This window comes from Streptomyces sp. SID13031 (assembly GCF_010548305.1).
Taxonomy (GTDB): Bacteria; Actinomycetota; Actinomycetes; order Propionibacteriales; family Kribbellaceae; genus Kribbella.
In genome coordinates, this window is the sequence record NZ_JAAGLV010000001.1 from 364,008 (window position 1) to 389,146 (window position 25,139).

General features: G+C 68.0%; 26 protein-coding genes. 21 read left to right on the forward strand and 5 right to left on the reverse strand.

Features of this window, described 5'->3' with window-relative positions; genetic code table 11:
• The first annotated feature begins 40 nt into the window (after window positions 1–40).
• Together aroQ and G3I17_RS01635 are read left to right on the forward strand one after the other, a co-directional pair.
• Window positions 41–490, forward strand: coding sequence for a type II 3-dehydroquinate dehydratase (gene aroQ, locus G3I17_RS01630; protein WP_164593188.1), 450 nt, complete (start codon window positions 41–43; stop codon window positions 488–490).
• Between the two features lie 353 nt (window positions 491–843).
• A complete protein-coding gene (locus G3I17_RS01635) occupies window positions 844–1,524 on the forward strand; it encodes a response regulator transcription factor (protein WP_164593190.1) in 681 nt (226 codons plus the stop codon).
• Between the two features lie 74 nt (window positions 1,525–1,598).
• On the opposite strand, the gene G3I17_RS01640 is transcribed toward G3I17_RS01635, so the two are convergent.
• From G3I17_RS01640 to G3I17_RS01650, 3 genes are all read right to left on the reverse strand, one after another.
• Window positions 1,599–1,967, reverse strand: coding sequence for a hypothetical protein (locus G3I17_RS01640; protein ID WP_164593192.1), 369 nt, complete (start codon window positions 1,965–1,967; stop codon window positions 1,599–1,601).
• 84 nt (window positions 1,968–2,051) lie between these two features.
• Window positions 2,052–2,723 carry an NAD(P)H-binding protein gene (locus G3I17_RS01645; RefSeq protein ID WP_164593195.1) on the reverse strand — a complete coding sequence of 224 codons (672 nt, stop codon included), beginning with the start codon at window positions 2,721–2,723 and terminating at the stop codon, window positions 2,052–2,054.
• 2 nt (window positions 2,724–2,725) lie between these two features.
• Window positions 2,726–3,637: an EamA family transporter gene (locus G3I17_RS01650; protein WP_164593197.1), complete on the reverse strand. Its 912-nt coding sequence runs from the start codon at window positions 3,635–3,637 to the stop codon at window positions 2,726–2,728.
• Between the two features lie 76 nt (window positions 3,638–3,713).
• On the opposite strand from G3I17_RS01650, the gene G3I17_RS01655 reads away from it, so the two are divergent.
• Together G3I17_RS01655 and fxlM are read left to right on the forward strand one after the other, a co-directional pair.
• Entirely contained in the window at window positions 3,714–4,211 is a 498-nt protein-coding gene (locus G3I17_RS01655; RefSeq protein WP_164593199.1) for a MarR family transcriptional regulator, read from the forward strand.
• Between the two features lie 4 nt (window positions 4,212–4,215).
• Entirely contained in the window at window positions 4,216–5,451 is a 1,236-nt protein-coding gene (gene fxlM, locus G3I17_RS01660) for a methyltransferase, FxLD system (RefSeq protein WP_164593201.1), read from the forward strand.
• 21 nt (window positions 5,452–5,472) lie between these two features.
• On the opposite strand, the gene G3I17_RS01665 is transcribed toward fxlM, so the two are convergent.
• The gene (locus G3I17_RS01665) at window positions 5,473–6,318 is read right to left on the reverse strand and encodes a hypothetical protein (RefSeq protein ID WP_164593203.1); all 846 of its coding nucleotides are present in this window, start codon (window positions 6,316–6,318) and stop codon (window positions 5,473–5,475) included.
• A 163-nt stretch (window positions 6,319–6,481) separates the two neighbouring features.
• Between G3I17_RS01665 and efp the strand changes: the two genes are divergently transcribed.
• Window positions 6,482–7,045: an elongation factor P gene (efp, locus tag G3I17_RS01670; RefSeq protein ID WP_164593205.1), complete on the forward strand. Its 564-nt coding sequence runs from the start codon at window positions 6,482–6,484 to the stop codon at window positions 7,043–7,045.
• Between the two features lie 25 nt (window positions 7,046–7,070).
• Entirely contained in the window at window positions 7,071–7,481 is a 411-nt protein-coding gene (nusB, locus tag G3I17_RS01675; protein ID WP_164593207.1) for a transcription antitermination factor NusB, read from the forward strand.
• 255 nt (window positions 7,482–7,736) lie between these two features.
• On the opposite strand, the gene G3I17_RS01680 is transcribed toward nusB, so the two are convergent.
• Window positions 7,737–8,249 carry a transcriptional regulator gene (locus G3I17_RS01680; RefSeq protein ID WP_026163359.1) on the reverse strand — a complete coding sequence of 171 codons (513 nt, stop codon included), beginning with the start codon at window positions 8,247–8,249 and terminating at the stop codon, window positions 7,737–7,739.
• A 206-nt stretch (window positions 8,250–8,455) separates the two neighbouring features.
• Here G3I17_RS01680 and pyrR point away from each other — a divergent pair, with 206 nt between their 5' ends.
• From pyrR to coaBC, 15 genes are all read left to right on the forward strand, one after another.
• A complete protein-coding gene (pyrR, locus tag G3I17_RS01685) occupies window positions 8,456–9,070 on the forward strand; it encodes a bifunctional pyr operon transcriptional regulator/uracil phosphoribosyltransferase PyrR (protein ID WP_164593209.1) in 615 nt (204 codons plus the stop codon).
• Window positions 9,067–10,041 carry an aspartate carbamoyltransferase catalytic subunit gene (locus G3I17_RS01690; protein ID WP_343238181.1) on the forward strand — a complete coding sequence of 325 codons (975 nt, stop codon included), beginning with the start codon at window positions 9,067–9,069 and terminating at the stop codon, window positions 10,039–10,041. Before pyrR ends, G3I17_RS01690 begins: the two co-directional genes overlap by 4 nt.
• A complete protein-coding gene (locus G3I17_RS01695; RefSeq protein WP_164593213.1) occupies window positions 10,038–11,330 on the forward strand; it encodes a dihydroorotase in 1,293 nt (430 codons plus the stop codon). The genes G3I17_RS01690 and G3I17_RS01695 overlap by 4 nt, the downstream gene beginning before the upstream one ends.
• Complete coding sequence (locus G3I17_RS01700; RefSeq protein WP_164593216.1) at window positions 11,327–11,815, forward strand: hypothetical protein; 489 nt, start codon at window positions 11,327–11,329, stop codon at window positions 11,813–11,815. Before G3I17_RS01695 ends, G3I17_RS01700 begins: the two co-directional genes overlap by 4 nt.
• Window positions 11,812–12,969, forward strand: coding sequence for a glutamine-hydrolyzing carbamoyl-phosphate synthase small subunit (gene carA, locus G3I17_RS01705; RefSeq protein ID WP_164593218.1), 1,158 nt, complete (start codon window positions 11,812–11,814; stop codon window positions 12,967–12,969). Before G3I17_RS01700 ends, carA begins: the two co-directional genes overlap by 4 nt.
• A complete protein-coding gene (gene carB, locus G3I17_RS01710; protein WP_164593220.1) occupies window positions 12,969–16,325 on the forward strand; it encodes a carbamoyl-phosphate synthase large subunit in 3,357 nt (1,118 codons plus the stop codon). Before carA ends, carB begins: the two co-directional genes overlap by 1 nt.
• On the forward strand, window positions 16,325–17,386 hold the full coding sequence (locus tag G3I17_RS01715; RefSeq protein WP_203589595.1) for a quinone-dependent dihydroorotate dehydrogenase: 1,062 nt from the start codon (window positions 16,325–16,327) through the stop codon (window positions 17,384–17,386). Before carB ends, G3I17_RS01715 begins: the two co-directional genes overlap by 1 nt.
• Before the next feature lie 17 nt (window positions 17,387–17,403).
• Window positions 17,404–18,240: an orotidine-5'-phosphate decarboxylase gene (pyrF, locus tag G3I17_RS01720; RefSeq protein WP_164593222.1), complete on the forward strand. Its 837-nt coding sequence runs from the start codon at window positions 17,404–17,406 to the stop codon at window positions 18,238–18,240.
• 57 nt (window positions 18,241–18,297) lie between these two features.
• Window positions 18,298–18,639, forward strand: a complete 342-nt coding sequence (locus G3I17_RS01725; protein ID WP_203589596.1) for a hypothetical protein — start codon at window positions 18,298–18,300, stop codon at window positions 18,637–18,639.
• Between the two features lie 14 nt (window positions 18,640–18,653).
• Window positions 18,654–19,028: a hypothetical protein gene (locus G3I17_RS01730; RefSeq protein ID WP_203589597.1), complete on the forward strand. Its 375-nt coding sequence runs from the start codon at window positions 18,654–18,656 to the stop codon at window positions 19,026–19,028.
• 259 nt (window positions 19,029–19,287) lie between these two features.
• Entirely contained in the window at window positions 19,288–22,203 is a 2,916-nt protein-coding gene (locus G3I17_RS01735) for a polysaccharide deacetylase family protein (protein ID WP_164593227.1), read from the forward strand.
• Window positions 22,204–22,372: 169 nt separating this feature from the next.
• Window positions 22,373–22,687 carry an integration host factor, actinobacterial type gene (gene mihF, locus G3I17_RS01740; protein ID WP_164593229.1) on the forward strand — a complete coding sequence of 105 codons (315 nt, stop codon included), beginning with the start codon at window positions 22,373–22,375 and terminating at the stop codon, window positions 22,685–22,687.
• A gap of 110 nt (window positions 22,688–22,797) precedes the next feature.
• Window positions 22,798–23,352, forward strand: coding sequence for a guanylate kinase (gene gmk / locus G3I17_RS01745; RefSeq protein WP_343238198.1), 555 nt, complete (start codon window positions 22,798–22,800; stop codon window positions 23,350–23,352).
• Between the two features lie 4 nt (window positions 23,353–23,356).
• Window positions 23,357–23,662 carry a DNA-directed RNA polymerase subunit omega gene (gene rpoZ, locus G3I17_RS01750; RefSeq protein ID WP_164593232.1) on the forward strand — a complete coding sequence of 102 codons (306 nt, stop codon included), beginning with the start codon at window positions 23,357–23,359 and terminating at the stop codon, window positions 23,660–23,662.
• Between the two features lie 12 nt (window positions 23,663–23,674).
• The gene (gene coaBC / locus G3I17_RS01755) at window positions 23,675–24,919 is read left to right on the forward strand and encodes a bifunctional phosphopantothenoylcysteine decarboxylase/phosphopantothenate--cysteine ligase CoaBC (protein ID WP_164593234.1); all 1,245 of its coding nucleotides are present in this window, start codon (window positions 23,675–23,677) and stop codon (window positions 24,917–24,919) included.
• Window positions 24,920–25,139: the final 220 nt, after the last annotated feature.

A 25,139-nucleotide genomic window follows, 5' to 3' on the forward strand; every position in this document is an offset into this window, starting at 1 on the left:
CCGGGTCGTTGCCGAGCTGGGCCGGCACTAGTCTGAGGGTGTGAACGATGGTGTCGGCGGGCGACGAGTACTGGTGTTGAACGGCCCCAATCTCGGGCGGCTCGGGTCGCGGGAGCCTGACGTGTACGGCGCCACGACGTTCGCGGATCTGATCGCCGAGTGCGAGAAGACCGGCGCCGAGCTCGGGCTCGAGGTCGAGGTGCGGCAGACCGACGACGAGGCCGAGCTGGTCGGCTGGCTGCACGAGGCCGCCGACCGGAAGATCCCGGTGGTCCTCAACCCGGCGGCCTTCACCCATTACTCGTACGCCCTGCGTGATGCCTGTGCGCAGCGCACCGCCCCGCTGATCGAGATCCACATCAGCAACCCGGCCGCCCGCGAGGAGTTCCGCCACACCAGCGTCGTCGCCGCCGTGTCCACGGGCACCATCGCCGGCTTCGGCATGGACTCCTACCGCCTGGCCCTCCGCGCGATCACCACCCTGCCCTGAGCCGCGGCGTCAGGACCTAACACAGCCCCGAGGAACCCTCGGGGTTGCTCATTTCGGTGTCACGGCGGTCAGCCCGGGCAGTCTGGCGAGGCAGCCGACGAGGGCAGCAGGCTGGGGCAGCAGGCGGGGGTCGAAGGCGACGTTTCACGGTGCCGGAGGGACAAGAGATCGGCATGAGACGCCGGTGAAATGCCGTCGGGTCACCCTTGGATTGAGTCGAGATACCGGCTATGGCCGAAATTGAAGGCTGGCTGAAGATCGGGCATCACGATCGGGATTGACGATTTTGGGGGTTCGACGTGACTGCGGATTCGATCCGTTCCGTTCCACACCGCTCTGGGGGAGTGACGTACATGACGCAACAACGCATACCTGTCTGGGTGAAAGCTCTCGACCCGCTGTCGCAGGTCGGGCTGGTGCACGCACTCAGGCAGCGTCCGGAGATCCTGCTCATCGGTGACGCCGAACTGGCCGAGTCGCAGCAGGCACAGTCGCAGCAGGTCAAGGCCGACCAGCGCACCACCCCGCCAGTGGTGGCTCTGATCGCGGTCGACTCGCTGGACGCGGGCGCAGTGCAGGTACTGCGCTCGGCAACGCAACGCGGCTGTCGCCGGACCGTGCTGATCGGCAGCACGATCGACGACGAGGCGCTGATGACCGCGGTCGAGCTGGGGGTGTCGGGTGTGCTTCGGCGTACCGACGCGACTGCCGACCGGATCGTGCATCTGCTCCAGGCCGCCGCTGCCGGCGACGGTAGTTTGCCGCCCGATCTGCTGGGCCGGTTGCTCGGGCAGGTGTCGCGCATGCAGCGGCACGTGCTGGCACCGCGGGGTCTGTCCCACACCGGGCTGTCCGACCGGGAGACGCAGGTACTGCGCCTCGTGGCCGACGGCAAGGACACCCAGGAGATCGCTCGTGAGCTGTCCTACTCGGAGCGGACGGTGAAGAACGTCTTGCACGATGTGACGAGCCGCCTGCAACTCAAGAACCGTTCGCACGCCGTCGCCTACGCACTGCGCGAGGGCCTGATCTAACAGCTCCATCCACCACCACCGCCGGACCGGGCTCAACCCGGTCCGGCGCTTTGCTGTTGTGGAGGTCGGGCTCTTCACGAGCGGGTCCTGCGACGTCGGCCGGAACAAGATCGACCCGACCCGCGTCCCGGCCCGCCGGGCCACGAAGGAGACGGGATAGTGACCGGGCGGTTGCCGCGGACCAGTACTCCGAACGCGACATCGCCCGCCTCGATCACGGCCTCGCGGGGCACCGTGATGGTGATCGTCGCCGTGCCCTCCGCGTCCGGGTAGAGGGAGAGCGTGGCGGGTTCGATCACGGCGTAGCCGGCCAGATCCGCGACGGGCGTCAGGGTGTAGGCCTCCACGATCGAACCGCGGTTGGCCACCTGGACCTGACACTGCGCCGGGGAACCGGGCACGATGACGAGTTCTTCGACATCCAGTCGCGCTGAAGTGGACACAGCATCAAGAATCGGGTGCGGGCGGTGATCGCACATCGAGCCCGAGTACAGCCGATCGGGCAACCCCGCTGCCCATCAGGTCAGTCAGTACCCGACGGTGAACCGCGTCCTGTGGTGCTTCGGCCGCTCGGCCTCGTCGAGCAGCGCGACGGCGAAGTCCTCCATCGAAATGTACGACTCCCCGTCGTCTCCGACGAGCAACTCGTCCCGCCCCACCCGATACTCCCCGGTCCGGGTCCCTGGCTCAAGCACCGCAGGCGGACTCACATAAGCCCAATCCACCCCACTACTCCCTCGTACCACCTGGAGCTGCTCATTACAGGCAAGAGCAATCGGCCGCAGCTCAGCTGGAAACCCCGGCGCATCAACAACCATCGTCCCCGCATCCCCCGGCACCGTAAGGCTGGCGGCCCCTCCAACGATCACCAGCCGGGTATCGCTCCCAGCCAAGCCGGACACCAACCCCTTGGCAGCAATCGCCAACTCATCTTCCTGCCCGGCCACGGGTCGAGTGGCACTGATCAAAACATCCTGCCCCCGACTCAGCCGGGCGACATCACCCGAATCGGAGGCATCCCCTCGCTCAAGCCACAGCCCACCCGACCCGGCGGGTGCTTCTGTAGCCAGGCTGAGTGCGAGGGACTGTAGGCGTTCCTTGGTTCTGCCTACTGCGGTGACCTGGTGGCCCCGGGTGAGGGCTTCCTTTACTGCTCGGGTGCCGACGGCGCCGGTGGCTCCGAAGATGGTGATTCGCATGGTCAGACCTTTTCCGGGACGGGGACGGGGATGGGGGCGGTGGGGGTGAGTTCGGGGGCGGGCTTCCGCTTCAGTTGGGCGGTGATCAAGGCGGCTAGGACGATGAGGCCGCCGAGTAGCTGCAGTGGGGTCAGGCGTTGGTCGGCTACCAGCCAGCCGAGGGTGGTGGCGACGACTGGGCTGAGTAGGCCCAGGAAAGTGACGTTGGTGGGGGAGAGGGCCCGGAGGCCGCGGAACCAGAGGGCATAGGCGACGGCCGAGCCGAAGATCGTCAGGTAGGTGTAGCCGGCGAGGTTCGCGAAGGTGAAGGAAGCGGGGAGGGCGCCCTCGACGATCCAGGCGACTGGCAGAAGCAACAGTCCACCGGCGACCAACTGCCAGCCGGTGGTGGCTAGCAGGGGAGCAGGGGAAGTCCAGCGCTTGCTGAGTACTACGCCTGTGGCCATCACGACGGCACCACCCAGCGCCGCGACGACACCCCACGCGTCCAGCCGCGCATCTGCGCGTAGTACGAGCAGACTCACGCCCGCCACCCCGGCGATCGCCGTCAGCATCGTCTTGAGCTTCAGTCGCTCGCCGAGCAGACCTGTCGACAGCAGAGCGACCAGCAACGGCTGCAGCGCACCCACGGTCGCCGCGACTCCGCCCGGCAGCCGGTAGGCGCCGATGAAGAGCAATGCGTTGAAGGCTCCGATGTTCAGCGCACCGAGTACTAGTGCGCGCCACCACCAGATCCCCTGCGGCAGCCGCCGGGTGAGCGCGACGAGCAGCAGACCGGCCGGAAGCGCCCGGATGAAGGCGGCAAGGAGCGGACGCTGCGGTGGCAGCAGTTCCGTCGTGACCAGATAGGTGGTTCCCCACAGCGCCGGCGCGATCGCTGTGGTGAGGATCAGGGAGGCTCGATTGCTTAGCACTAAGACAATATACCTCAGCGCTAAGCAACTTTCCACTCTTTTATCTCACCACTAAGAGATCTAGTACGCTGGCCGGATGGCGGATCATGTCGACCTGGTGCTCGGTCAGTGGCGCGAGCGGCGCCCGGATCTGGACGCGTCCCCGATGGCCGTGATGGGCCGGGTGAAGCGGCTGTCCCAGCTCATCGACGGCGAACTGCGCCGCAATTTCGCCGCCCACGACCTCGACCGCGCCTCCTTCGACGTACTCGCCACGCTCCGCCGCAGCAACGCGGAGCACAGCCTGACCCCGGCCGGGCTGATGCGCTCGTCGATGGTCACCTCCGGTGCGATCACCCAGCGGCTCGACAAGCTGGAGGAGCGCGGCCTGGTCAAGCGCAGCCCCAGCGAGACGGACGGCCGCGGTGTCCTGGTGGAGCTCACCCCCGCCGGCCTGGAGCTGATCGACAAGGTCCTGCCGACCCACATCGACACCGAGAACCGTCTGCTGGCCGGTCTGTCGGCGACCGAACGCGAGTCTCTCGCCGACACCCTGCGCAAGCTGCTCGAATCGCTCGGCGACCGGACAGACTGACCTAATGGATGCCGAGAGCAACGATTCCCCGTACGCCGGAACGTTGCGCGCGGCACTGACCGACCTGCTCGTCTCCCAGGACGCGATCCACGACGAGCGGATCGCGGCCGCCTTCCGGGTGGTCCCGCGGCACCTCTTCGTCCCCTTGGTGCCACTGGAGCTCGCGTACACCGACGATGTCGTCCTGATGAAACGCAACGAGTCCGGGATCGCCATCAGCTCGGTCTCCCAGCCGACCGTGGTCGCGCTGATGCTCGAGCAGGCCGACATCCAGGCCGGTCATCGCGTGCTCGAGATCGGCTCGGGCGGCTACAACGCTGCTCTGTTGCGCGAACTCGTCGGCCCGACCGGTGAGGTCACCACGATCGACATCGACCCCGACGTGACGACGCGCGCACGCCAAGGCCTGGATGCGGCCGGCTATCCGGACGTCCGTGTACTACGAACCGACGGCGAGTTCGGCGTACCGGAGAGCGCTCCCTACGATCGCGTCCTCGTCACGGTCACCGCCTGGGACATCCCCACCGCCTGGCTGAACCAGCTCGCGCCGGGTGGGCGGATCGTCGTACCGCTGAGATTCCGGTCGCAGACGCGATCGATCGCGTTCGACCTGCTGGACGCCGGAAGCCCGGAGGTCAGGCTGGAAAGCCGGTCGATGACCGTCTGCGGATTCGTCGACATGCAAGGCGCCGGCGCGAACGAAGAACGCTACGTCTCGCTGCACCGCGGCCTGGTCAGCCTGAGCTTCGACGAGGATCAGCAATCGGAGCCGATCCCGCCCGAGCGAGTGCTGGACCAGCCGAAAGCCACCGTATGGTCCGGCGTCCTGATGAACCGCGAGGAACCGCTCTCCGACCTCGACCTCTGGCTCGCCACAACCCTTCCCGGGTACTGCGTCCTCAGCGCCGAGCCGCGCGCGTTGAAGAAGGGCATCGTCGCACCGGTCCCGCGCTGGGGAGCCTCCGCGATGGCCTCCGCTGACTCGCTCGGCTACCTGACCGCCCGCCCCGCCCCGGACCCGGACTTCGTCGAGCTCGGCGCCAACGCCCACGGCCCGGCGGCGCAAGACTTCGCCCGGCTGCTCGCCGATCAGGTGAGCAGCTGGAACGCGAACCTCCGTGGCGGTCCCGGTCCGAGCGTGCAGATCCATCCGGGGGACTACCCGACCGAACAGCTACCGCCCGGCCTCCACCTCCGAAAGCGGCACAACCAACTGACCCTCAGCTGGCCGGCTGGCTGAGTTGGCCGGGCCGACGGGCGGTTAGCCGGCGGGGTTGGCCGGCCGGCCGCTGTTGCGGACGGTCTGCCAGAGCTCGTCCATGTCGGTGCGGTCCTCGGGCTCGGGCTTCTCGACCCAGCCGCTGGCCCAGACGGTCTCGTCGCGATCGAGATCGAAGAGCGACTCGGCGAACGCCGCCGAACCGACGTACCGGTTCTCCTCCTCGGCCTGCCCAGTCTCGACCTGGTCCGAACGATCGCCGGTCTTGGTGGCCGGGGCGATCAGGCTGCGCGCGTACTTCTGTGCCTCGATGATCCCGAGATCCTGCTCGTCGCAGAGCAGCCGGATCGCCGGCACCTCGTGGCCCGACTTCATCAGCTCGCGGACGCGGATCTCCAGCGGGCTGTTCGGCGCAGGCAGGGTGTGGTGCGGGGCGTGCTGCTGGTACTGCGGCTGCCAATGCGGCTGGAACTGTCCGGGCGGCGCGTACTGGCTCGGCGCAGGCTGGTACTGCCCAGGGCTCGCGTACTGACCAGGTGCGGGCTGGAACTGAACAGGCGGCTGCGCGTACTGCTGAGCAGGCGGCGCGCCCTGTGGCTGGCCGCCCTGCTGGCCGGCCTGGAGTAGCGCCGTCAGCATGCCGGCGAGCTGGGCGCTGCTCTGGGCGCGGCCGGTCTGCTGGACCTGGGTGCCCGGCAGCGGCTGGCCCGACGTCGGCTGGGTGTACTGCCCCTGGAGCTGCGGGGGCTGGTTGCGAGCCTGCTGGGCCTGGATCCTCTCGAGCAGCTTCTGCGCCCGCGCGTTCGGGTTGCTCCCCTTGTTCTTGGCCGCTGCACGGCTGCCCCAGAAGATGATCATGATGACGACGAAGACGATGAGACCCGTCATGGGATTGCCTTCCGGGCGCGGTGAGGGAACTACCTGAAGGCCAGCGTAGAGCCCGCCGGGACCACGAGTCGGGAGAACCCGGGACCGACCGCTACAATCTTGCGTACCGCTGATCACTTCACTGTGACTTTTCACTGAACGCTTTCTTAAGGGGATTTCCCGCGTGGCATCGACGAACGACCTCAAGAACGGCATGGTGCTCAACCTGGATGGGCAGCTGTGGTCCGTCGTCTGGTTCCAGCACCACAAGCCCGGTAAGGGCGGGGCCGTCATGCGGACCAAGCTGAAGAACGTGCTGAGTGGCAAGGTCGTCGACAAGACCTTCAACGCCGACGTCAAGGTCGAGGTGGCCAACGTCGACAAGCGCGACATGACCTACCTCTACAACGACGGCGGCTCCTACGTCTTCATGGACAGCGCCACCTACGAGCAGGTGAGCATCACCCCCGAGGTCGTCGGCGACGCCTCGCACTTCCTGCTCGAGAACCAGGACGCCATCGTCGCGGTGCACGAAGAGCTGCCGCTGTACGTCGAGCTCCCGGCCTCGGTCGAGCTGACCGTCGAGTACACCGAGCCCGGCCTGCAGGGTGACCGCTCCACCGGCGGCACCAAGCCGGCCAAGCTGGAGACCGGCTACACGATCAACGTCCCGCTGTTCCTGACCACCGGTGAAAAGGTCAAGGTGGATACCCGGACCGGGGACTACCTCGGCCGCGTCACCTCCTGACACCCGAGAGTCTGGACAACAGAACATGTCTGCCCGTAGCAAGGCCCGCAAGCGCGCTCTGGACGTGCTCTACGAGTCGGAGCTCCGGGGGCTGCCCGTCGGCGGCACCCTGGCCGACCGGGTGGCTGACAACGACCCGCCGGTGAACGAGTTCACCGTGGCGCTGGTCGAGGGTGTTTCGGAACACATCGAGGCGATCGACGAGCTGCTCAGCGCTCACTCGGTCGGCTGGACGCTCGACCGGATGCCGGCCGTCGACCGCAACATCCTCCGGATCGGCGCCTACGAGCTGCTCTTCGACGAGCAGGTGCCGGACGTGGTGGCGGTCAGCGAGGCCGTCTCGATGGCGCGCGACCTGTCCACCGACGAGTCGCCGGCCTTCGTCAACGGGCTGCTCGCCCGGCTGTTGCAGCTCAAACCCACGCTGGGCGTCTGACAGACCCCCTCTGGCAGGCCTGCAGAGCACATCAGGCCCGGTACCGCCACGGTGCGGTGCCGGGCCTTCTCAGCGTCCCCGTTCGTCGGCGCGGGGGGAACGGCCCCGGCCAGATACTGCGACTACTCGTACTGAAAAAGCCTGCACTTCCTACTGCTGGTGGCCCGTCTCCGTGTGGGGAGGCGGGCAGGCGGCCGTGGGCAAGCTGCTACGAGCCCCGACCGTCTTGTCACGCCGTCGCGAGTCTGACGCCGCTCAGGCGCCGGCTGCCTCGGACTCCTCGACGTCACCCTTCGCCTCCGGGTTCAGCACACCCCAGGAGATGAAACGCTCGGTCAGAGTCGTCGGCGACTCGTCGTAGATCACGGCCAGAGTGCGCATGTCGTCCTGACGGATCGACAGCACCTTGCCGTTGTAGTCCCCGCGCTGAGCCTGGATCGTGGCCGCGTACCGCGTGAGCGGACCGGCCTCGCTCGCGTCGAGGTGCTGCAGGGCCTCCAGATCGAGGATCAACCTGGGCGGAGCAGCAGCCGCTGCAGCCGCACTGGCGGATCCAGGAAGCAACTCACGGATCGGCACGCCATAGAAATCGGCGAGCTCCGCGAGCTTCTGGACGGTGACGGCCCGATCGCCACGCTCGTAAGAGCCGACGACGACCGCCTTCCAGCGACCCTTGGACTTCTCTTCCACGCCATGCAGCGACAAACCTTGCTGCTGGCGGATGGCGCGCAACTTGCCGCCTAGTGTCTTCGCGTATTCGCTAGGCACGCTGGTTCTTCCCTCCGACTTTTGGTCGTTACTTCGGGTGGCCCGGTAGTGGGCCGTTTGGTAAACCCCCCACGGTTACACAGAGTAACAATATTCTGCTCGCGAGGCCAGCGTCAAGACGGCGTGTCACATCCGATACCATGTCAAGCGGTCCGAACGTCCTTTAAAGACCCGTCCAGAGAGGCGGGAAAGGAGGAACGGTAGCGATGAGCCCTGCCTCGGTACCGCAGTCCCAGGCCGATGGTGCAGAAGTTTCTGCCCCCGCGGTCAAGGCTGTACCCCGCACAGTGCTGGATGCTTCCGACATTTCCCGGGCACTGACCCGGATCGCGCACGAGATCCTCGAGCGCAACCGGGGTGCCGACCCCGTCGTCCTGCTCGGCATTCCTACCAGAGGCGTGGGTCTGGCGACCCGCATCTCGGAGCGGATCGCCGCCGTCGAAGGACGGAGCGTGCCAACGGGATCACTCGACGTGACGATGTACCGCGACGACATCGGCCTCAAGCCGGCCCGTGCCCTCGAGCACACCGACATTCCGCCGGGCGGGATCGACGGCAAGGTCGTCGTCCTGATCGACGACGTGCTCTTCTCCGGCCGGACGATCCGCGCCGCGCTGGACGCGATCGGCGACATCGGCCGGCCCAAGGCGGTCCAGCTCGCCGTCCTGGTCGACCGCGGCCACCGCGAGCTGCCGATCCGCGCGGACTACGTCGGCAAGAACCTGCCCACCTCACTGGTCGAGCGGGTCACCGTCCACCTGACCGAGTACGACGGCACCGACGCGGTCTTGATCGCCGACAAGACGGGAGCCTCCGCGTGATGCGGCATCTGCTCAGCGCGGGCGACCTCAGCCGCGACGACGCCAACCTGATCCTGGACACCGCCGAGGAGATGCGCGCGCTCGCGGACCGGCCGATCAAGAAACTGCCCGCGCTGCGCGGCCGTACGGTGGTCAACCTCTTCTTCGAGGACTCCACCCGGACCAGGATCTCGTTCGAGGCGGCCGCCAAGCGGTTGTCGGCCGACGTCATCAACTTCTCCGCCAAGGGCTCCAGCGTGAGCAAGGGGGAGAGCCTCAAGGACACCGCGCTCACCCTGCAGGCGATGGGCGCCGACGGCGTCGTCTGCCGGCACGGCTCGTCGGGCGCACCGCACCTGCTGGCGACCTCGGGCTGGCTGAACGGCTCGGTGGTCAACGCCGGCGACGGCACCCACGAGCACCCCACCCAGGCACTGCTGGACGCCTTCACCATGCGCCGGCACCTCGGCTCGCTCGACGGCCGCCGGATCACCATCGTCGGCGACGTCCTGCACAGCCGGGTGGCCCGGTCGAACGTGCTGCTGCTCTCGACGCTCGGCGCCGAGGTCACCGTGGTGGCACCGCCGACGCTGCTCCCGGTCGACATGACCAACTGGCCGTGCGCCACGTCGTACGACCTGGACGGGGCCCTCGGCAAGAGCGACGCGGTGATGATGCTGCGCGTGCAGCGCGAGCGGATGGGCGACGCGTTCTTCCCCAGCGCCCGCGAGTACACCCGCCGCTACGGCCTCGACGTGCACCGGATGGCGCAGCTGCCCGACGAGGCGATCGTGCTGCACCCCGGCCCGATGAACCGCGGTATGGAGATCAGCGCCGAGGTCGCCGACTCGACCCGCTCGGTGATCGTCGAACAGGTCACGAACGGCGTGGCGATCCGGATGGCGGTGCTTTACCTGCTGCTCTCGGGCAGTAACGACGCGAGTACCGACAGCACTACCGACACCAACCCCGCAGAGGAGCCCACGGCATGACCGCGTACCTGATCACTGGAGCCAGCATCATCGGTGGCGAGGTGGCGGACCTGCTGATCGACGGCGGCGAGATCGTGGCCGTCGGCAACGGCCTGGCCAGGCCGGACGGCGCCGAGGTGATCGACGCGACCGGTCAGATCGCGCTCCCCGGGCTGGTCGACCTGCACACCCACCTGCGCGAGCCCGGCCGCGAGGACGCCGAGACGGTACTGACCGGCACCCGGTCCGCGGCGATGGGCGGGTTCACCGCCGTGTTCGCGATGGCCAACACCGACCCGGTCGCCGATACAGCCGGCGTCGTCGAGCAGGTCTGGCGTCTCGGCCGCGAAGCCGGATACGCCGATGTCTACCCGATCGGCGCCGTCACGGTCGGGCGGCAGGGCACACAGCTCGCAGAGCTCGGCGCGATGGCCGACTCGGCAGCCCGGGTGCGGGTGTTCTCCGACGACGGCGACTGCGTCTGGGATGCCGCCCTGATGCGGCGCGCCCTCGAGTACGTGAAGGCCTTCGGCGGCACGATCGCCCAGCACGCGCAGGAGCCGCGGCTGACCAAGGGCGCGCAGATGAACGAGGGAGCGCTCTCTGGGGTGCTCGGGCTGACCGGGTGGCCGAGCGTCGCCGAGGAGTCGATCATCGCGCGGGACATCATGCTCAACGCGCTCGTCGGCTCGAAGCTGCACATCTGCCACCTGTCCACCAAGGGTTCGGTCGAGATCGTCCGGGCGGCCAAGAAGCGCGGCCTCGAGGTCACCGCCGAGGTGACGCCGCACCACCTGCTGCTCACCGAGGACCTGGCGGCGTCGTACAACCCGGTCTACAAGGTGAACCCGCCGCTGCGCACCCAGGCCGACGTCGAGGCGGTCCGCGAGGGCCTGGCCGACGGCACGATCGACATCGTCGCCACCGACCACGCGCCGCACCCGCTGGAGGACAAGGACTGCGAGTGGAGCGCGGCCGCATTCGGGATGACCGGGCTGGAGACCGCTCTCTCGGTCGTCCAGCACGCGATGATCGACACCAAGCTGCTGACCTGGGCCGAGGTCGCCGACCGGATGAGCTACCGCCCGGCCGCGATCGGCCAGATCACCGAGCACGGCCAGCCGCTGGCCGTCGGTGCGCCCGCCAACCTGGTCCTGGTCGACCCGGCCGCCGAGCGCACCGTAGTACCGGCTGAGACTGCTTCGCTGTCACGGAACACGCCGTTCGTCGGGATGACGCTCCCGGGCCGCGTGACGACGACGTTCCTTCGAGGCAACCCGACCGTCCTGGACGGGAAGCTCACGAAGTGAAAACTGTGCTAGGCATTCTCGGCACGCTGCTGATCATCGGCGCGGCCTGGTTCGGTATGTACCGCGGCTGGCGCAACCGCCAGGCGCGGCAGGCCGAGCTGGCCCCGCTGCCGGCCGTGCCCGAGGGCAAGGTGTCGGGCGTCGAGGGCGTGTACGTCGCCACGACGACCGCCGGCGACTGGATGGACCGGATCGCCGTGCACGAACTCGGAGTCCGCAGCAACGCGGACCTGGCCGTCGGCGCGGCCGGCCTGATCTTCCATCGGCAAGGAGCGGCGGACGTCTTCATCCCGGTCGGCCACCTGACCGGCGTCCGGACCGACCGCGGTATCGCCGGCAAGGTCACCGCCGAGGCGTCCGGGCTGGTCGTGGTCACCTGGACGCACGACGGCCACGAGCTCGACACCGGCTTCCGGCCCCGCCGCAAGGCCGACACCGCCCCGCTGACCGAATCCATCTCGACCCTGATCGGAGCCGAGCAATGAGCCAGGCTGCCCTCCAACCGACGCTGAACCACGCGCCGCAACCCGCGCTGCTGGTCCTCGAGGACGGCCGCGCGTTCGCCGGTACGTCGTACGGGGCCACCGGCGAGACCTTCGGCGAGGCGGTGTTCACCACCGGCATGACCGGCTACCAGGAGACGCTGACCGACCCTTCGTACCACCGCCAGATCGTCACCCAGACCGCGCCGCACATCGGCAACACCGGCGTCAACGACGAGGACGACGAGTCGTCCCGGATCTGGGTCGCCGGTTACGTCGTCCGCGACCCCGCCCGGGTGCCGTCGAACTGGCGCGCCACCCGCACCCTCGACGACCAGCTCAAGGGCCAGGGCATCGTCGGCATCTCCGGGATCGACACCCGCGCGCTGACCCGGCACCTGCGCGAGCGCGGCGCGATGCGGGCCGGGATCTCCACCGAGATCCTCGACCCCGAGGCGCTGCTGCGGAAGGTGCTCGAGCAGAAGCCGATGGCCGGCTCCGACCTGGCCGCCGACGTCACCACGGCCGAGGCGTACGTCGTACCGGCTGAAGGCGAGAAGCGTTTCACCGTCGTCGCGCTCGACCTCGGGATCAAGTCGATGACGCCGAAGCGGATGGCCGAGCGCGGTATCGAGGTGCACGTGCTGCCCGCCACCGCCTCTCTGGAGGAGGTGCTGGCGGTCGACCCCGACGGCATCTTCATGAGCAACGGCCCGGGCGACCCGGAGACCACCGAGCACCCGACCGAGCTGCTCAAGGAGTTGCTGCAGCGGGGCAAGCCGTACTTCGGCATCTGCTTCGGCAACCAGGTCTTCGGCCGCGCGCTCGGGCTGGGCACTTTCAAGCTCAAGTACGGGCACCGCGGCATGAACCAGCCGGTGCTCGACCGGGCCACCGGCAAGGTCGAGATCACCGCGCAGAACCACGGCTTCGCAGTGGACGCGCCGCTCGAGGGCAGCTTCGAAACGCCGTTCGGGCCGGCCGAAGTGAGTCACGTGTCGCTCAACGACAACGTCGTCGAGGGGCTCAAGCTGACCGGCAAGGACGGCAAACCGCTGGCTTTCTCGGTCCAGTACCACCCCGAGGCAGCAGCCGGACCGCACGACTCGGCGTACTTGTTCGATCGCTTTGTAGAACTGATGGAAGGTCGTAACTGATGCCACGCCGTACAGATATCGAGTCGGTGCTGGTGATCGGCTCCGGCCCGATCGTGATCGGTCAGGCCTGCGAGTTCGACTACTCCGGTACCCAGGCCTGCCGGGTGCTGAAGGAAGAGGGTTTCCGGGTCATCCTGGTGAACTCCAACCCGGCCACGATCATGACGGACCCGGAGTTCGCCGACGCGACCTACGTCGAGCCGATCACGCCGGAGTTCGTCGAGAAGGTGATCGAGAAGGAGCGCCCGAACGTCCTGCTCGCCACCCTGGGCGGCCAGACCGCGCTGAACGCGGCGATCGCGCTGCACGAGAACGGCGTCCTGGCCAAGTACGGCGTCGAGCTGATCGGCGCCTCCGTGGACGCGATCCAGCGCGGCGAGAACCGGGAGTCGTTCAAGCAGATCGTCGAGAAGCTCGGCGCCTCGACGGCGACTTCGCGAATCTGCCACTCCATCGACGACGTGCTCGGTGCCGCCGGTGAGCTGGGCTACCCGCTGGTCGTCCGGCCGTCCTTCACGATGGGCGGCGTCGGCTCCGGGATGGCCTACGACGAGCAAGACCTGCGCCGGATCGCCGGCGCGGGCCTGACCGCCAGCCCGACCACCGAGGTGCTGATCGAGGAGTCGATCGTCGGCTGGAAGGAGTACGAGCTGGAGGTGATGCGCGACAAGGCGGACAACGTCGTGATCATCTGCTCGATCGAGAATGTCGACCCGATGGGCGTGCACACCGGCGACTCGGTCACCGTCGCGCCGGCGATGACGCTGACCGACCGCGAGTACCAGACCATGCGCGACCTGTCGATCGGCATCATCCGCGAGGTCGGCGTCGACACCGGCGGCTGCAACATCCAGTTCGCGGTGAACCCGGCCGACGGCCGGCTGATCGTGATCGAGATGAACCCGCGGGTATCGCGCTCGTCCGCGCTGGCCTCCAAGGCGACCGGCTTCCCGATCGCCAAGATCGCCGCCAAGGTTGCGATCGGCTACACCCTGGACGAGATCCCGAACGACATCACCCAGCAGACCCCGGCCAGCTTCGAGCCGGTGCTGGACTACGTCGTGGTCAAGGTGCCGCGGTTCGCGTTCGAGAAGTTCCCGGCCGCCGACGCGACGCTGACCACGCACATGAAGAGCGTCGGCGAGGCGATGGCGATCGGCCGCAACTACACCGAGGCGCTGCAGAAGGCGCTGCGGTCGCTGGAGAAGCCGGAGGCCCGGTTCTCCTGGCTCGGCGCTCCGTCGACCGACCTGGAGTCGTTGCTGGAGGCAATCAAGACGCCGCACGACGGCCGGCTGCGCACCGTGATGGACGCGATCCGGGCCGGCGCCACGCCCGAGCAGATCTTCGACGCCACCAAGATCGACCCGTGGTTCGTGGACCAGATGTACCTGATCCACGAGACCGCTCTCCAGGTCGCGGCCGCGCCGCGGCTGACGCCCGAGATCATCAAGCTCGCGAAGCGGCACGGGTTCTCCGACCTGCAGCTGGGCGAGATCCGCGATCTGCCCGAGGACGTCGTCCGCGGCGTCCGGCAGGCGCTCGGGATCCGCCCGGTCTACAAGACGGTCGACACCTGCGCGGCCGAGTTCGCGGCCACGACGCCGTATCACTACTCCTCGTACGACGAGGAGACCGAGGTCGCGCCGCGATCCGAGCCCGCGGTGCTGATCCTGGGCTCAGGACCGAACCGGATCGGCCAGGGCATCGAGTTCGACTACTCCTGTGTGCACGCGTCGATGGCGCTGCGCGACGCCGGCTACTGCACGATCATGGTCAACTGCAACCCCGAGACCGTCTCGACCGACTACGACACCTCCGACCGGCTGTACTTCGAGCCGCTCACAGCCGAGGACGTACTGGAGATCGTGTACGCCGAGATGCAGGCCGGCCCGATCGCCGGGGTGATCGTCCAGCTCGGTGGCCAGACGCCGCTCGGCCTGGCGCAGCGGCTCGCCGACGCCGGCGTACCGATCGTCGGTACGTCGCCCGAGGCGATCCACCTGGCCGAGGAGCGGGGAGCCTTCGGCAAGGTGCTCTCCGACGCGAACCTGCCGGCCCCCAAGCACGGCACCGCGATGTCGTTCGAGCAAGCCCAGGAGATCGCCGCCGAGATCGGCTTCCCGGTGCTCGTCCGCCCGTCGTACGTCCTCGGCGGCCGCGGGATGGAGATCGTGTACTCCGCGGCCGAGCTGACCGCCGCGCTCGAACGGCTGAGCGGTGGCGCGCTGGCGGCGAACTGGGAGCACCCGGTACTGATCGACCGGTTCCTGGACGACGCGGTGGAGATCGACGTCGACGGGCTGTTCGACGGCAACGAGCTGTTCCTCGGTGGCGTGATGGAACACATCGAGGAGGCCGGGGTGCACTCGGGCGACTCGTCCTGCGCGCTGCCGCCGATCACGCTGGGCAGTGCGGACATCCAGAAGATCCGCGAGTCGACCGAGGCGATCGCCCGCGGCATCGGCGTACGGGGCCTGCTGAACATCCAGTACGCGCTGGCCGGTGACGTGCTCTACGTGCTGGAGGCGAACCCGCGCGCGTCGCGGACCGTCCCGTTCGTGTCGAAGGCGACCGCGACGCCGCTGGCCAAGGCGGCCGCCCGGGTGATGCTCGGGGCAACCATCGCCGAGCTGCGCGCCGAGGGCATGCTGCCGGCCGAGGGTGACGGCGGCACGCTGCCGGCCTCGACGCCGATCGCGGTGAAGGAAGCCGTGATGCCGTTCAACCGGTTCCGGACCATCGACGGCGCCTCGGTCGACACCGTGCTCGGGCCGGAGATGCGCTCGACCGGCGAGGTGATGGGCATCGACACGACCTTCGGTACGGCGTTCGCCAAATCGCAGGCCGGGGCGTCCCAGCCGTTGCCCGCGACCGGCAAGGTGTTCGTCTCGGTCGCGAACCGGGACAAGCGGCACATGATCTTCCCGGTCAAGCGGCTGGCCGATCTGGGCTTCCAGATCTACGCGACCGAAGGCACCGCCGACGTCCTGCGCCGCAACGGCGTCGAGGCCGTCACGGTCCGCAAGAGCAGCCAGGGCCCGGGCCCGAACGGTGAGCCGACGATCGTCCAGATGGTCCAGGACGGCGAGCTCAACCTGATCGTCAACACCCCGATCGGGATCACCAAGGACGGTTCACCCCGGCTCGACGGCTACGAGATCCGCAGCGCGGCGGTCGCCCGCAACATCCCCTGCATCACCACCGTGCAGGGCCTGGGTGCGGCCGTCCAGGGCATCGAAGCTCAACAGGCAGGCGATATCGGCGTCCGGAGCCTCCAGGACTGGGCGAGCCGCATTCGCGGCGAGGTCGCCGCCCCGGCTTCCCCCGCCACACCGCCGCAGGCGGAGAGCTGATGTATCGGCGGCTCATCCGGCCTGTCCTCTATCGCCTCGGTCGAGGCGACGCCGAGGTGGCGCACGAGCAGACGCTCCACGGGTTGCGGCGGCTGAGCCGCATCCCGGGGGCGGTGCCCGCGCTCAACCGCTTGTACGGCTCCTTGCCTGCCGGGTTGGAGCGCACTGTGTTCGGTGTGCGCTTTCCCAGCCCGGTCGGGCTGGCCGCCGGGATGGACAAGAACGGGCTGGCGCTGCCGGCCTGGCGGGCCCTCGGCTTCGGCTTCGTCGAGGTCGGCACGGTCACCGCGCACCCGCAGCCGGGCAATGAGAAGCCCCGGTTGTTCCGGCTGGTCGAGAGCGAAGCCGTGATCAACCGGATGGGGTTCAACAACGAAGGCTCCGAGGCGCTCGCGCGGCGCCTGGAGGCATACGGGGACTTCGGCTACCCGCTCGGCATCAGCATCGGCAAGTCGAAGGTGACGCCGCTGGAGGACGCGGTGGGGGACTACGTGACCTCGCTGCAGCGGCTCTACCGCTTCGGTGACTACTTCGCCGTCAACGTCAGCTCGCCGAACACACCGGGCCTGCGCTCCCTGCAGGACTCGGGGCACCTGCGCGAGTTGCTGACCGCGTTGCACACCGAGGCGAAGACCTTGACCCCCGGCGGGCGCGCTCCGAAGCCGATCCTGGTGAAGATCGCGCCGGACCTGACCGAGCCCGCGATCGACGAGCTGCTCGGTGTCTGCACCGACGTCGGCGTGGCAGGCATCATCGCCACCAACACGACGATCGGCCGGTCCGGTCTCGCTCCTGCCGACGAGTGGCAGGCGGAGGAGACCGGCGGCCTGTCCGGCCGGCCACTCACCGAGATCTCCGCCAAGACAGTTGCCCAGATCAACGCAAGTACCAACGGAGCGCTCCCGATCATCGGTGTCGGGGGCATCCTCGACCCCGACGACGCGCTCCGGCTGTTCGACGCCGGCGCCAGCCTCGTCCAGCTCTACTCCGGCTTGATCTACCGCGGCCCAGGCCTCGTACGTCGTACCAACCGCGCCCTAACCCGAATGGGAACCAGATGAGAGAGCGAGAACGCCCCATGAGCAGCCAGCCCTTCGGAACCAGGTTGCGCGCGGCCATGAACGACCGTGGCCCGCTTTGTGTCGGCATCGACCCGCACTCGCACCTGCTGGAGCAGTGGGGGCTGCCCGACACCGCCGAGGGCCTGGCCTCCTTCACCTACGGCGTCGTCGACGCACTGGCCGACCAGGTGGCGGTCTTCAAGCCGCAGTCGGCCTTCTTCGAGCGATTCGGCTCGGCCGGGATCGCCGTCCTGGAGCAGGCGACGATCAGGCTTCGCGAAGCCGGTGCCCTGGTGATCATCGATGCCAAGCGCGGTGACATCGGCTCGACCATGGCTGGTTACGCCTCGGCGTACCTGGCGGAGAAGGGTCCGCTGGCCTGTGACGCGTTGACTGTCAGCCCGTACCTGGGCTTCGGCTCGCTGCAACCGGCCATCGACGAGGCTCGGGAGGCCGGCGCCGGGCTGTTCGTGCTGGCCCTCACCTCGAACCCGGAGGGTCCGCAGTTCCAGTCCGCGCGGACCGCCGACGGGCCGACCGTCGCGGGTGCTGTGCTCGACGGCTTGCGTGAACTCAACGCCGGGGCCGACGACCTGGGCTCGTTCGGCGCGGTGGTCGGCGCGACGATCAAGTCGACGGGGGAGGACCTGGACATCCGCGGTCCGCTGCTCGCGCCGGGGCTCGGTGCCCAGGGCGGTACGGCCGAAGGGCTCGCGAAGGTCTTCGGGTCGGCGGTGCGCAACGTCGTACCGTCGAGCTCTCGTGAGATCCTCGGGGCCGGCCCGGATGCCGCTTCGCTGCGGGACGCCGCCGCTCGCGCCAACGACGCGTTCCGGGCAGTACTGGGTTACTGACACACGTTGACGAAAGCTAGGTCTGGAATGCGTAAGGGTGCTGCCCTGGTGGCGGTAATGACATTGAGCGCCGGGACTTTGACGGCGTGCTCGGGCGGCAGCTACTGCAGCGAGTTGCAGAACTACGGCGAAGCGGTCAAGAACTTCAAGGACCTGACGGATCCCGAGACCGTCGACAAGATCGGGACCGAGGTCAAGAAACTGTCGAAGTCGTCGCCGGACGACCTGAAGGATGACTGGTCGGTCATGAGCGACTATCTGGCCGGACTCGAGGATGCCAAGGGCGACCCGGCCAAGGTCGCGCAGCTGGCGAAGGACTCCGGGCCGAAGGTGGCGACCGCCGGCGAGGCGATCGCCCAACAGGGCAAAGACACCTGCAATGTCATGATCGCGAGTTGAGGATGAGGAAACAGATGCGCCGTACCGCTGGGCTGACCGCGACGATCGTGATCGCGACCGCCGGACTGACCGCTTGCACGGAAGAGCAGGCCTACTGTGTCGATCTGGCCGGGTACGCCGCGGCGGCGGCAGGAGTCGATCCGCAGAAGCCGGCCGACTACGCGAAGATCCTGGACGACGCGAAGAAGCTGCAGGACAGTGCGCCGGACGAGGTCAAGGACGACTGGAAGGTAGTTGCCGGGTTCGCCGAAAAAGCCCGGAAGGCTGGGACGAACGAGGTCGAGCTCGCGCGGCTGGGCAGGCAACTCGGTGCGGTCACGACGGCGTACAAGGCGATCGCGACCCAGGCCAAGGACTCCTGCAAGGTCGACATCCCCAAGCTCAACTGAGCTAGACCGCACACCCTGCGGAGTCACCCGCAAGCGGATCGTCCTGTCGTATCCGAAATGGTTCCCAAGTGCTAGCCTCGACCGCGGGGGGACGGTTGGGGCCAATACCTGGCTGTCCTGGGTTGGATTCATTGCGGATACCAGGGGGGCCTCGGTGTCGTTTTCAGGTGTGCTCAAATCACGGGTCGTGCGGATAGGTGCGGCACTCGCCGTCGCCATCTCACTAGGCCAGTTAACGTTCGTCACTCAGGCTCAGGCCGTGGGGGAGACAGCCGTCTCGCTGACGTTCAACGACGGACTCAGATCGCAGTACCAATATGCAGGGCCGGTACTGAAGTCCCACAACGTCAACGGCACGTTCTACGTGTCCAGTCGGATCATCGACGCGAACGCGCCGGGCTACTTCGCGACCTGGGACGCCGACTCCCTCTACCGGGACGGGAACGAGATCGGTGGTCTGAGCAAGGACCACATCGATCTCACCGATCCGAGCACGACGCAGGCCTACAAGCAGGACCAGGTTTGTAGCGACAAGCAACGACTGACGAATCTCGGGTACGACCCGGTGAGCTTCAGTTATCCGTTCGCGGCGGTCGACGCGAATGCCGGCAGCATCGTCCAGGGCTGCGGCTATCTGTCCGGCCGGACCGTGGGCGGGCTGGCGCCGACGAGCGCCCCGTTCGCCGAGAGCCGTCCGCCGGTCAACCCGTTCTGGGTCAGTACCGCGAACTTCGGTAGCGGTCCGCTGCAACTGGCCGATCTGCAGAACGCCGTCAACGTTGCCTCAAGCAACGGTGGTGGCTGGGTGCCGCTCGCCTTCAACTACGTCTGCCAGCCCGGCTCGCCGGAGTACGCGGACTGCATGGGCACCTACCAGGCCCTGGACACGACCGTGCTCGGCCAGTTCATCGACTGGCTGCAGAGCACCGGCGCGCCGGCCGGTACCACGATCGAGAAGGTTCGTGACGTGATGGGGGCCGGGCCGCAGCCCGTGCTGCCGCCGCGGCCGACGCAGATCTCGCTGACCTTCGACGACGGTCTGCTCAGCCACTACGGGCTGCGGTCGATGCTGGCCTCGCACGGCGTGCACGGCACCTTCTACATCAACTCCGGGAATGTCGAGAACCCCGACGAAGACAGCATCATGACGTGGGCCGAGATCACCAACCTGAAGAACGACGGCAACGACATCGGTGGTCACACCAAGGACCACATGATCATCACTGATCCGGCCACGACGTTCGACTACAAGTGGCACCAGGTCTGCGACGACCGGGCGAAGCTGCAGCAGCAGGGCTTCTCGCCGACCAGCTTCGCGTACCCGGAGGCCGCCTTCAACCCGGAGGCGATCAGCATCGTCAAGGGCTGCGGATACCAGACCGGGCGTAGTGGCGGCACCATCCTGGTGGGCGGGCCGGTCTACACCGAGACGGTGCCGCCGCGCGATCCGTTCGCGCTGTACGCGCTCGGCACGACGTTCGACGGTCCGGTCTCGCTGCAGTCGCTGATCGACGCCACGAACGGTGCGGCTGACCACGCCGGTGGCTGGGTGCCGATGCTCTTCCACGAGATCTGCTACCAGGGCACCACCAACTACGCCGCCTGTATGGCCGACTACCGGCCGGTCGACTCCGTCGTCATCAGCCAGTTCCTCGACTGGGCAGCCACCCAGACGAGTCGCGGCATCTCGATCAAGAGTGTCGCCGAGGTGATGAACGGCACCCAGGCGGTCCCGAACCCGATCATCAGCACGCCGACGGCCAACCAGACCGTCAACGTGGCGCCGACCGTGACCGGCACCGGATCGGCCACCGGCGGCGACGTCACCGTCTCGGTGTATTCGGGCTCGTACAGCACCGGTAACCCGATCCAGACCGCGAACGCGACGAACACCGCGGGCACCTGGTCCGTCGCACTGACGGGCCCGCTCGCGAACGGCATCTACACCCTGCAGGCCCAGCAGACGGGGGCCGGTCTGACCGGGTACAGCTCCCCACGGACCTTCGTGGTGAACGACGCCGCCGACGTGACCGCGCCGGTCATCCAGATCACCGCGCCGGTGAACGGCTCCAGCCGGAACACGACGCAACCGGTGATCAGCGGTACGGGTGGCAAGCTGGCCGGTGACGCCGCGACGACGGCGGTCAGCATCTTCAACGGCGCGACGGCCACCGGTACGCCGAGGTCGACGACGAGTGTCGCGATCTCCGCCACCGGGACCTGGACGCTCACCCCGGCAGCGCTGCCGCAGGGGACGTACACGGCGCAGGCGACCCAGTCCGACACGGCCGGCAACGTCGGGACCAGTACGTCGACGTTCACGGTCGACACCGTCAAGCCGATCGTCCGGATCACCAGTCCGGTCAACAACGCGGCGGTGACCACGACGTCGTTCACCGTCGCGGGCACGACCGGGGTTCTGGCGGGCGACAGCCCGACGGTCACCTTGAAGGTCTACGCGGGCAGCAACACCTCGGGCGCGGTGGTCAGCACCTTGACCAGCACGGCGACCGCTGGTGCCTGGAACGCCACTGTGGCGGGCCTGGCGACGGGCACGTACACGTTGAGCGCGTCAACCACTGATGCGGCCGGCAACATCGGTCTCAGCCCGAATGTGATCATTCAGCTGCGCAGTGCCATGACGGTGACCTCGCTGTCTCCGAACGCGTTCTCCCAAGGCCTGACGGGCCGGGCGGTGGCGATCAACGGAACCGGGTTCACCGCGGCCTCGGTACCGTCGTTCCCCGGCGCCGGGGTGACCATGACGTCGTACACCTTCGTCAGCGCCACCCGGATCAACGTGGTGCTGAACACCGCCGCGAACGCCACGGTGGCCCGGAGCAACGTCGTGGTCAGCAGGGCCGGCACGGTCGACGCGGTCTGTGCCAACTGCCTGATCCTGAACGCTGCGCCGAAGGTGACCGGCGCCTCGCCGTCCACCGTCGCCAGAGGACTGTTCAAGGCGTTCGCGATCAACGGCAGTGGCTTCACCGCGGCCAGCCAGGTGACCTTCTCCGGGGGGTCGGGGATCAACATCTTGGTGATCAGCCGGTCGGCGAACCTGATCAACATCACGACGTCGTCGATCTCCGGATCGCCGGGTGTCCGCAATATCACGGTGACCAACCCCGACGGTGGCGTCAGCACCTGTGTCGGGTGCCTCACCATCACGTAACCATCGCGCTCTATCCATCACGCAAGGCCACGGCCTCGGCCGAATCGGCGACGGCGGTGCCCGGTAGCGAAACCGGACGCCGTCGTCGCCGCTTGGTGTGTTGTTTGCTGTCGGAGGGCGTGTTTGGCTAGGTTCACCTGCGAAGACATACAACGGGACAGGTGAGACGGTGCCACTTCCATCTTTGACTCCGGAGCAACGCGCGGCTGCTCTGGACAAGGCTGCGGCCGCACGGCGTGAGCGTGCGGAGATCAAGAACCGGATCAGGCACTCGGGGGCGTCTCCTACGGAGGTGCTGCACGAGGGGCAGACCAACGACGTGATCGGCAAGATGCGGGTCACCGCGCTGCTGCAGTGCGTCCCGGGGGTCGGCAAGGTGCGCGCGCAACAGATCATGGAGCGGGCCGGTATCTCCGAGACCCGCCGGGTGCGCGGTCTGGGGACCAACCAGATCGCCGCGCTGATGCGAGAGTTCGCGGAGTGACGCCGATGACGCAGACTGAGCTGATGCCGACTGAGCTGGAGACAGGCGTGGACACGGGGAAAGGTTCCACCGACGGTGGTCAGGCCGGGGCCGGTGGAGCCCGGCTGACCGTGCTGGCGGGCCCGACGGCCGTTGGCAAGGGCACGGTCGCGGCCGATATCCGGGAGCGCTTCCCGGAGATCTGGATCTCGGTCTCGGCGACCACCCGCAAGGCCCGTCCGGGCGAGGTGCACGGCGTGCACTACCTGTTCGTCTCCGACGAGGAGTTCGACCGGATGATCGCCGCCGACGAGCTGCTCGAGTGGGCCGTGGTGCACAAGGCGGCCCGCTACGGGACGCCCCGGCAGCAGGTGCTGGACAAGCTGGCCGAGGGCCGGCCCGCGCTGCTGGAGATCGATCTGCAGGGTGCCCGGCAGGTCCGCGAGACGATGCCGGAGGCGCATTTCGTCTTCCTGGCCCCGCCGAGCTGGGACGAATTGGTCCGCCGGCTGGTCGGCCGGGGCACCGAGACGCCCGAGGAGCGGGAGCGCCGGCTGGAGACCGCGACCCTCGAACTGGCCTCCGAGAAGGAGTTCGACGTGACGATCGTGAACGCGTCGGTTCGGGAAGCGGCCGATCAGTTGGTAAAGTTGATTCGATCACCCAACATCTCTGGAAAGAGCTGACATTTTGTCTGGCAACCAGCCCGTCGCCATCGGCATCACCTCACCGCCGATCGACGACCTGCTCACCCACACCGATTCGAAGTACAAGCTGGTGCTGTACTCGGCCAAGCGGGCGCGGCAGATCAACGCCTACTACTCCCAGCTCGGCGAAGGCCTGCTGGAGTACGTCGGACCGCTGGTCGAGACCCACGTCCAGGAGAAGCCGCTCTCGATCGCCATGCGCGAGATCAACGACGGCGTGCTGACCTGCACGGATATCGACCCCGAGGCCGAGGCGGAAGCCGCTGCTGCCGCCGCGGAGAAGTCCTAGTACCTTCGCTTGATGACGAAAACCGGGCAGCGGCCGTCGGTAGTACTCGGCGTCGGCGGCGGGATCGCGGCGTACAAGGTCTGTGATCTGCTCCGTCGGCTGACCGAGTCCGGGCACAGTGTCCGGGTGGTGCCGACCGCGGCCGCTCTGGAGTTCGTCGGCGCCGCCACCTGGGCGGCGCTGTCGGGTCAGCCGGTGACGGCCGACCCGTTCGACGACGTCCACGAGGTTCCGCACGTCCGGATCGGCAAGGGCGCGGACCTCGTCGTCGTCGCGCCCGCGACCGCGAATCTGATCGCGAAGGCCGCCCACGGGCTGGCCGACGACCTGCTCACCAACACCTTGCTGACGGCGCGCTGCCCGATCCTGTTCGCGGCCGCGATGCATACCGAGATGTGGGAGCACCCGGCCACCCAGGCCAACGTCGCCACCCTGCGCTCACGCGGTATCACCGTGCTCGACCCCGCTGTCGGCCGGCTGACCGGCGCCGATACCGGGCGCGGCCGGCTGCCCGAGCCGTCCGAGATCTTCGCGATCAGCCAGTTGATGCTCGCCGACGAGGCCGCGCGCGCCGCCGGCCAGTCGGTGGCCGATCTGACCGGCAAGAACGTCTTGATCAGCGCCGGCGGCACTCGCGAGCACCTCGACCCAGTGCGGTACCTGGGCAACTCCTCGTCCGGCAAGCAGGGCTACGCGCTCGCCCGGATCGCGGCCGCCCGCGGTGCCAAGGTCACCCTGGTCGCCGCCAACTCCGAGCTCGCTGACCCGGCCGGCGTCCAGGTCGTCCAGGTCACCAGCACCCGCGACCTGTACAACGAGATCACCGGGCGCGCCGGGGACGCCGACGCCATCGTGATGGCCGCCGCGCCTGCTGACTTCCGCCCGGCCGACGTCTCCGAGCACAAGATCAAGAAGACCGGCGACGGCTCGGTGCCCGCCGTGAGCCTGATCGAGAACCCGGACATCCTGGCCACCATCTCGCACGAGCGCCGCCGCACCGACCAGGTGATCGTCGGCTTCGCCGCCGAGACGGGCGACGCCGATCACGGCGTACTGGAGCTCGGCCGGGCCAAGCTCGAACGCAAGGGCTGCGACCTGCTGGTCGTGAACGACGTCTCCGGTGGCAAGGTCTTCGGCAGCGACCTCAACGAGGCAGTCATCCTCGACCGCGACGGCGGCGCCCTCCCGGTCCCGTCCGGCAGCAAGGACGCCCTGGCCGGCGTCATCTGGAACCTCGTCGCCACCCACTGGCACTGAGGGGTCCCCAGCTGACTGAGAGATTGCTCAGATAAGGCTGACCTAACTTGGTGTGGTGAGAATTACTTCGGCCCGTTCACGCGGGGATGTCCAGGATGTGATGAGACAGTCTCATCAGCTGGGCAAATCGGCTCGTCGTCCGGTTGACTGGGCGGATCTGCTGGCATACTTCCAACAGCACCGCGTGAGGCGGTGCGCGGACGGGGGACGACCTTCCCCG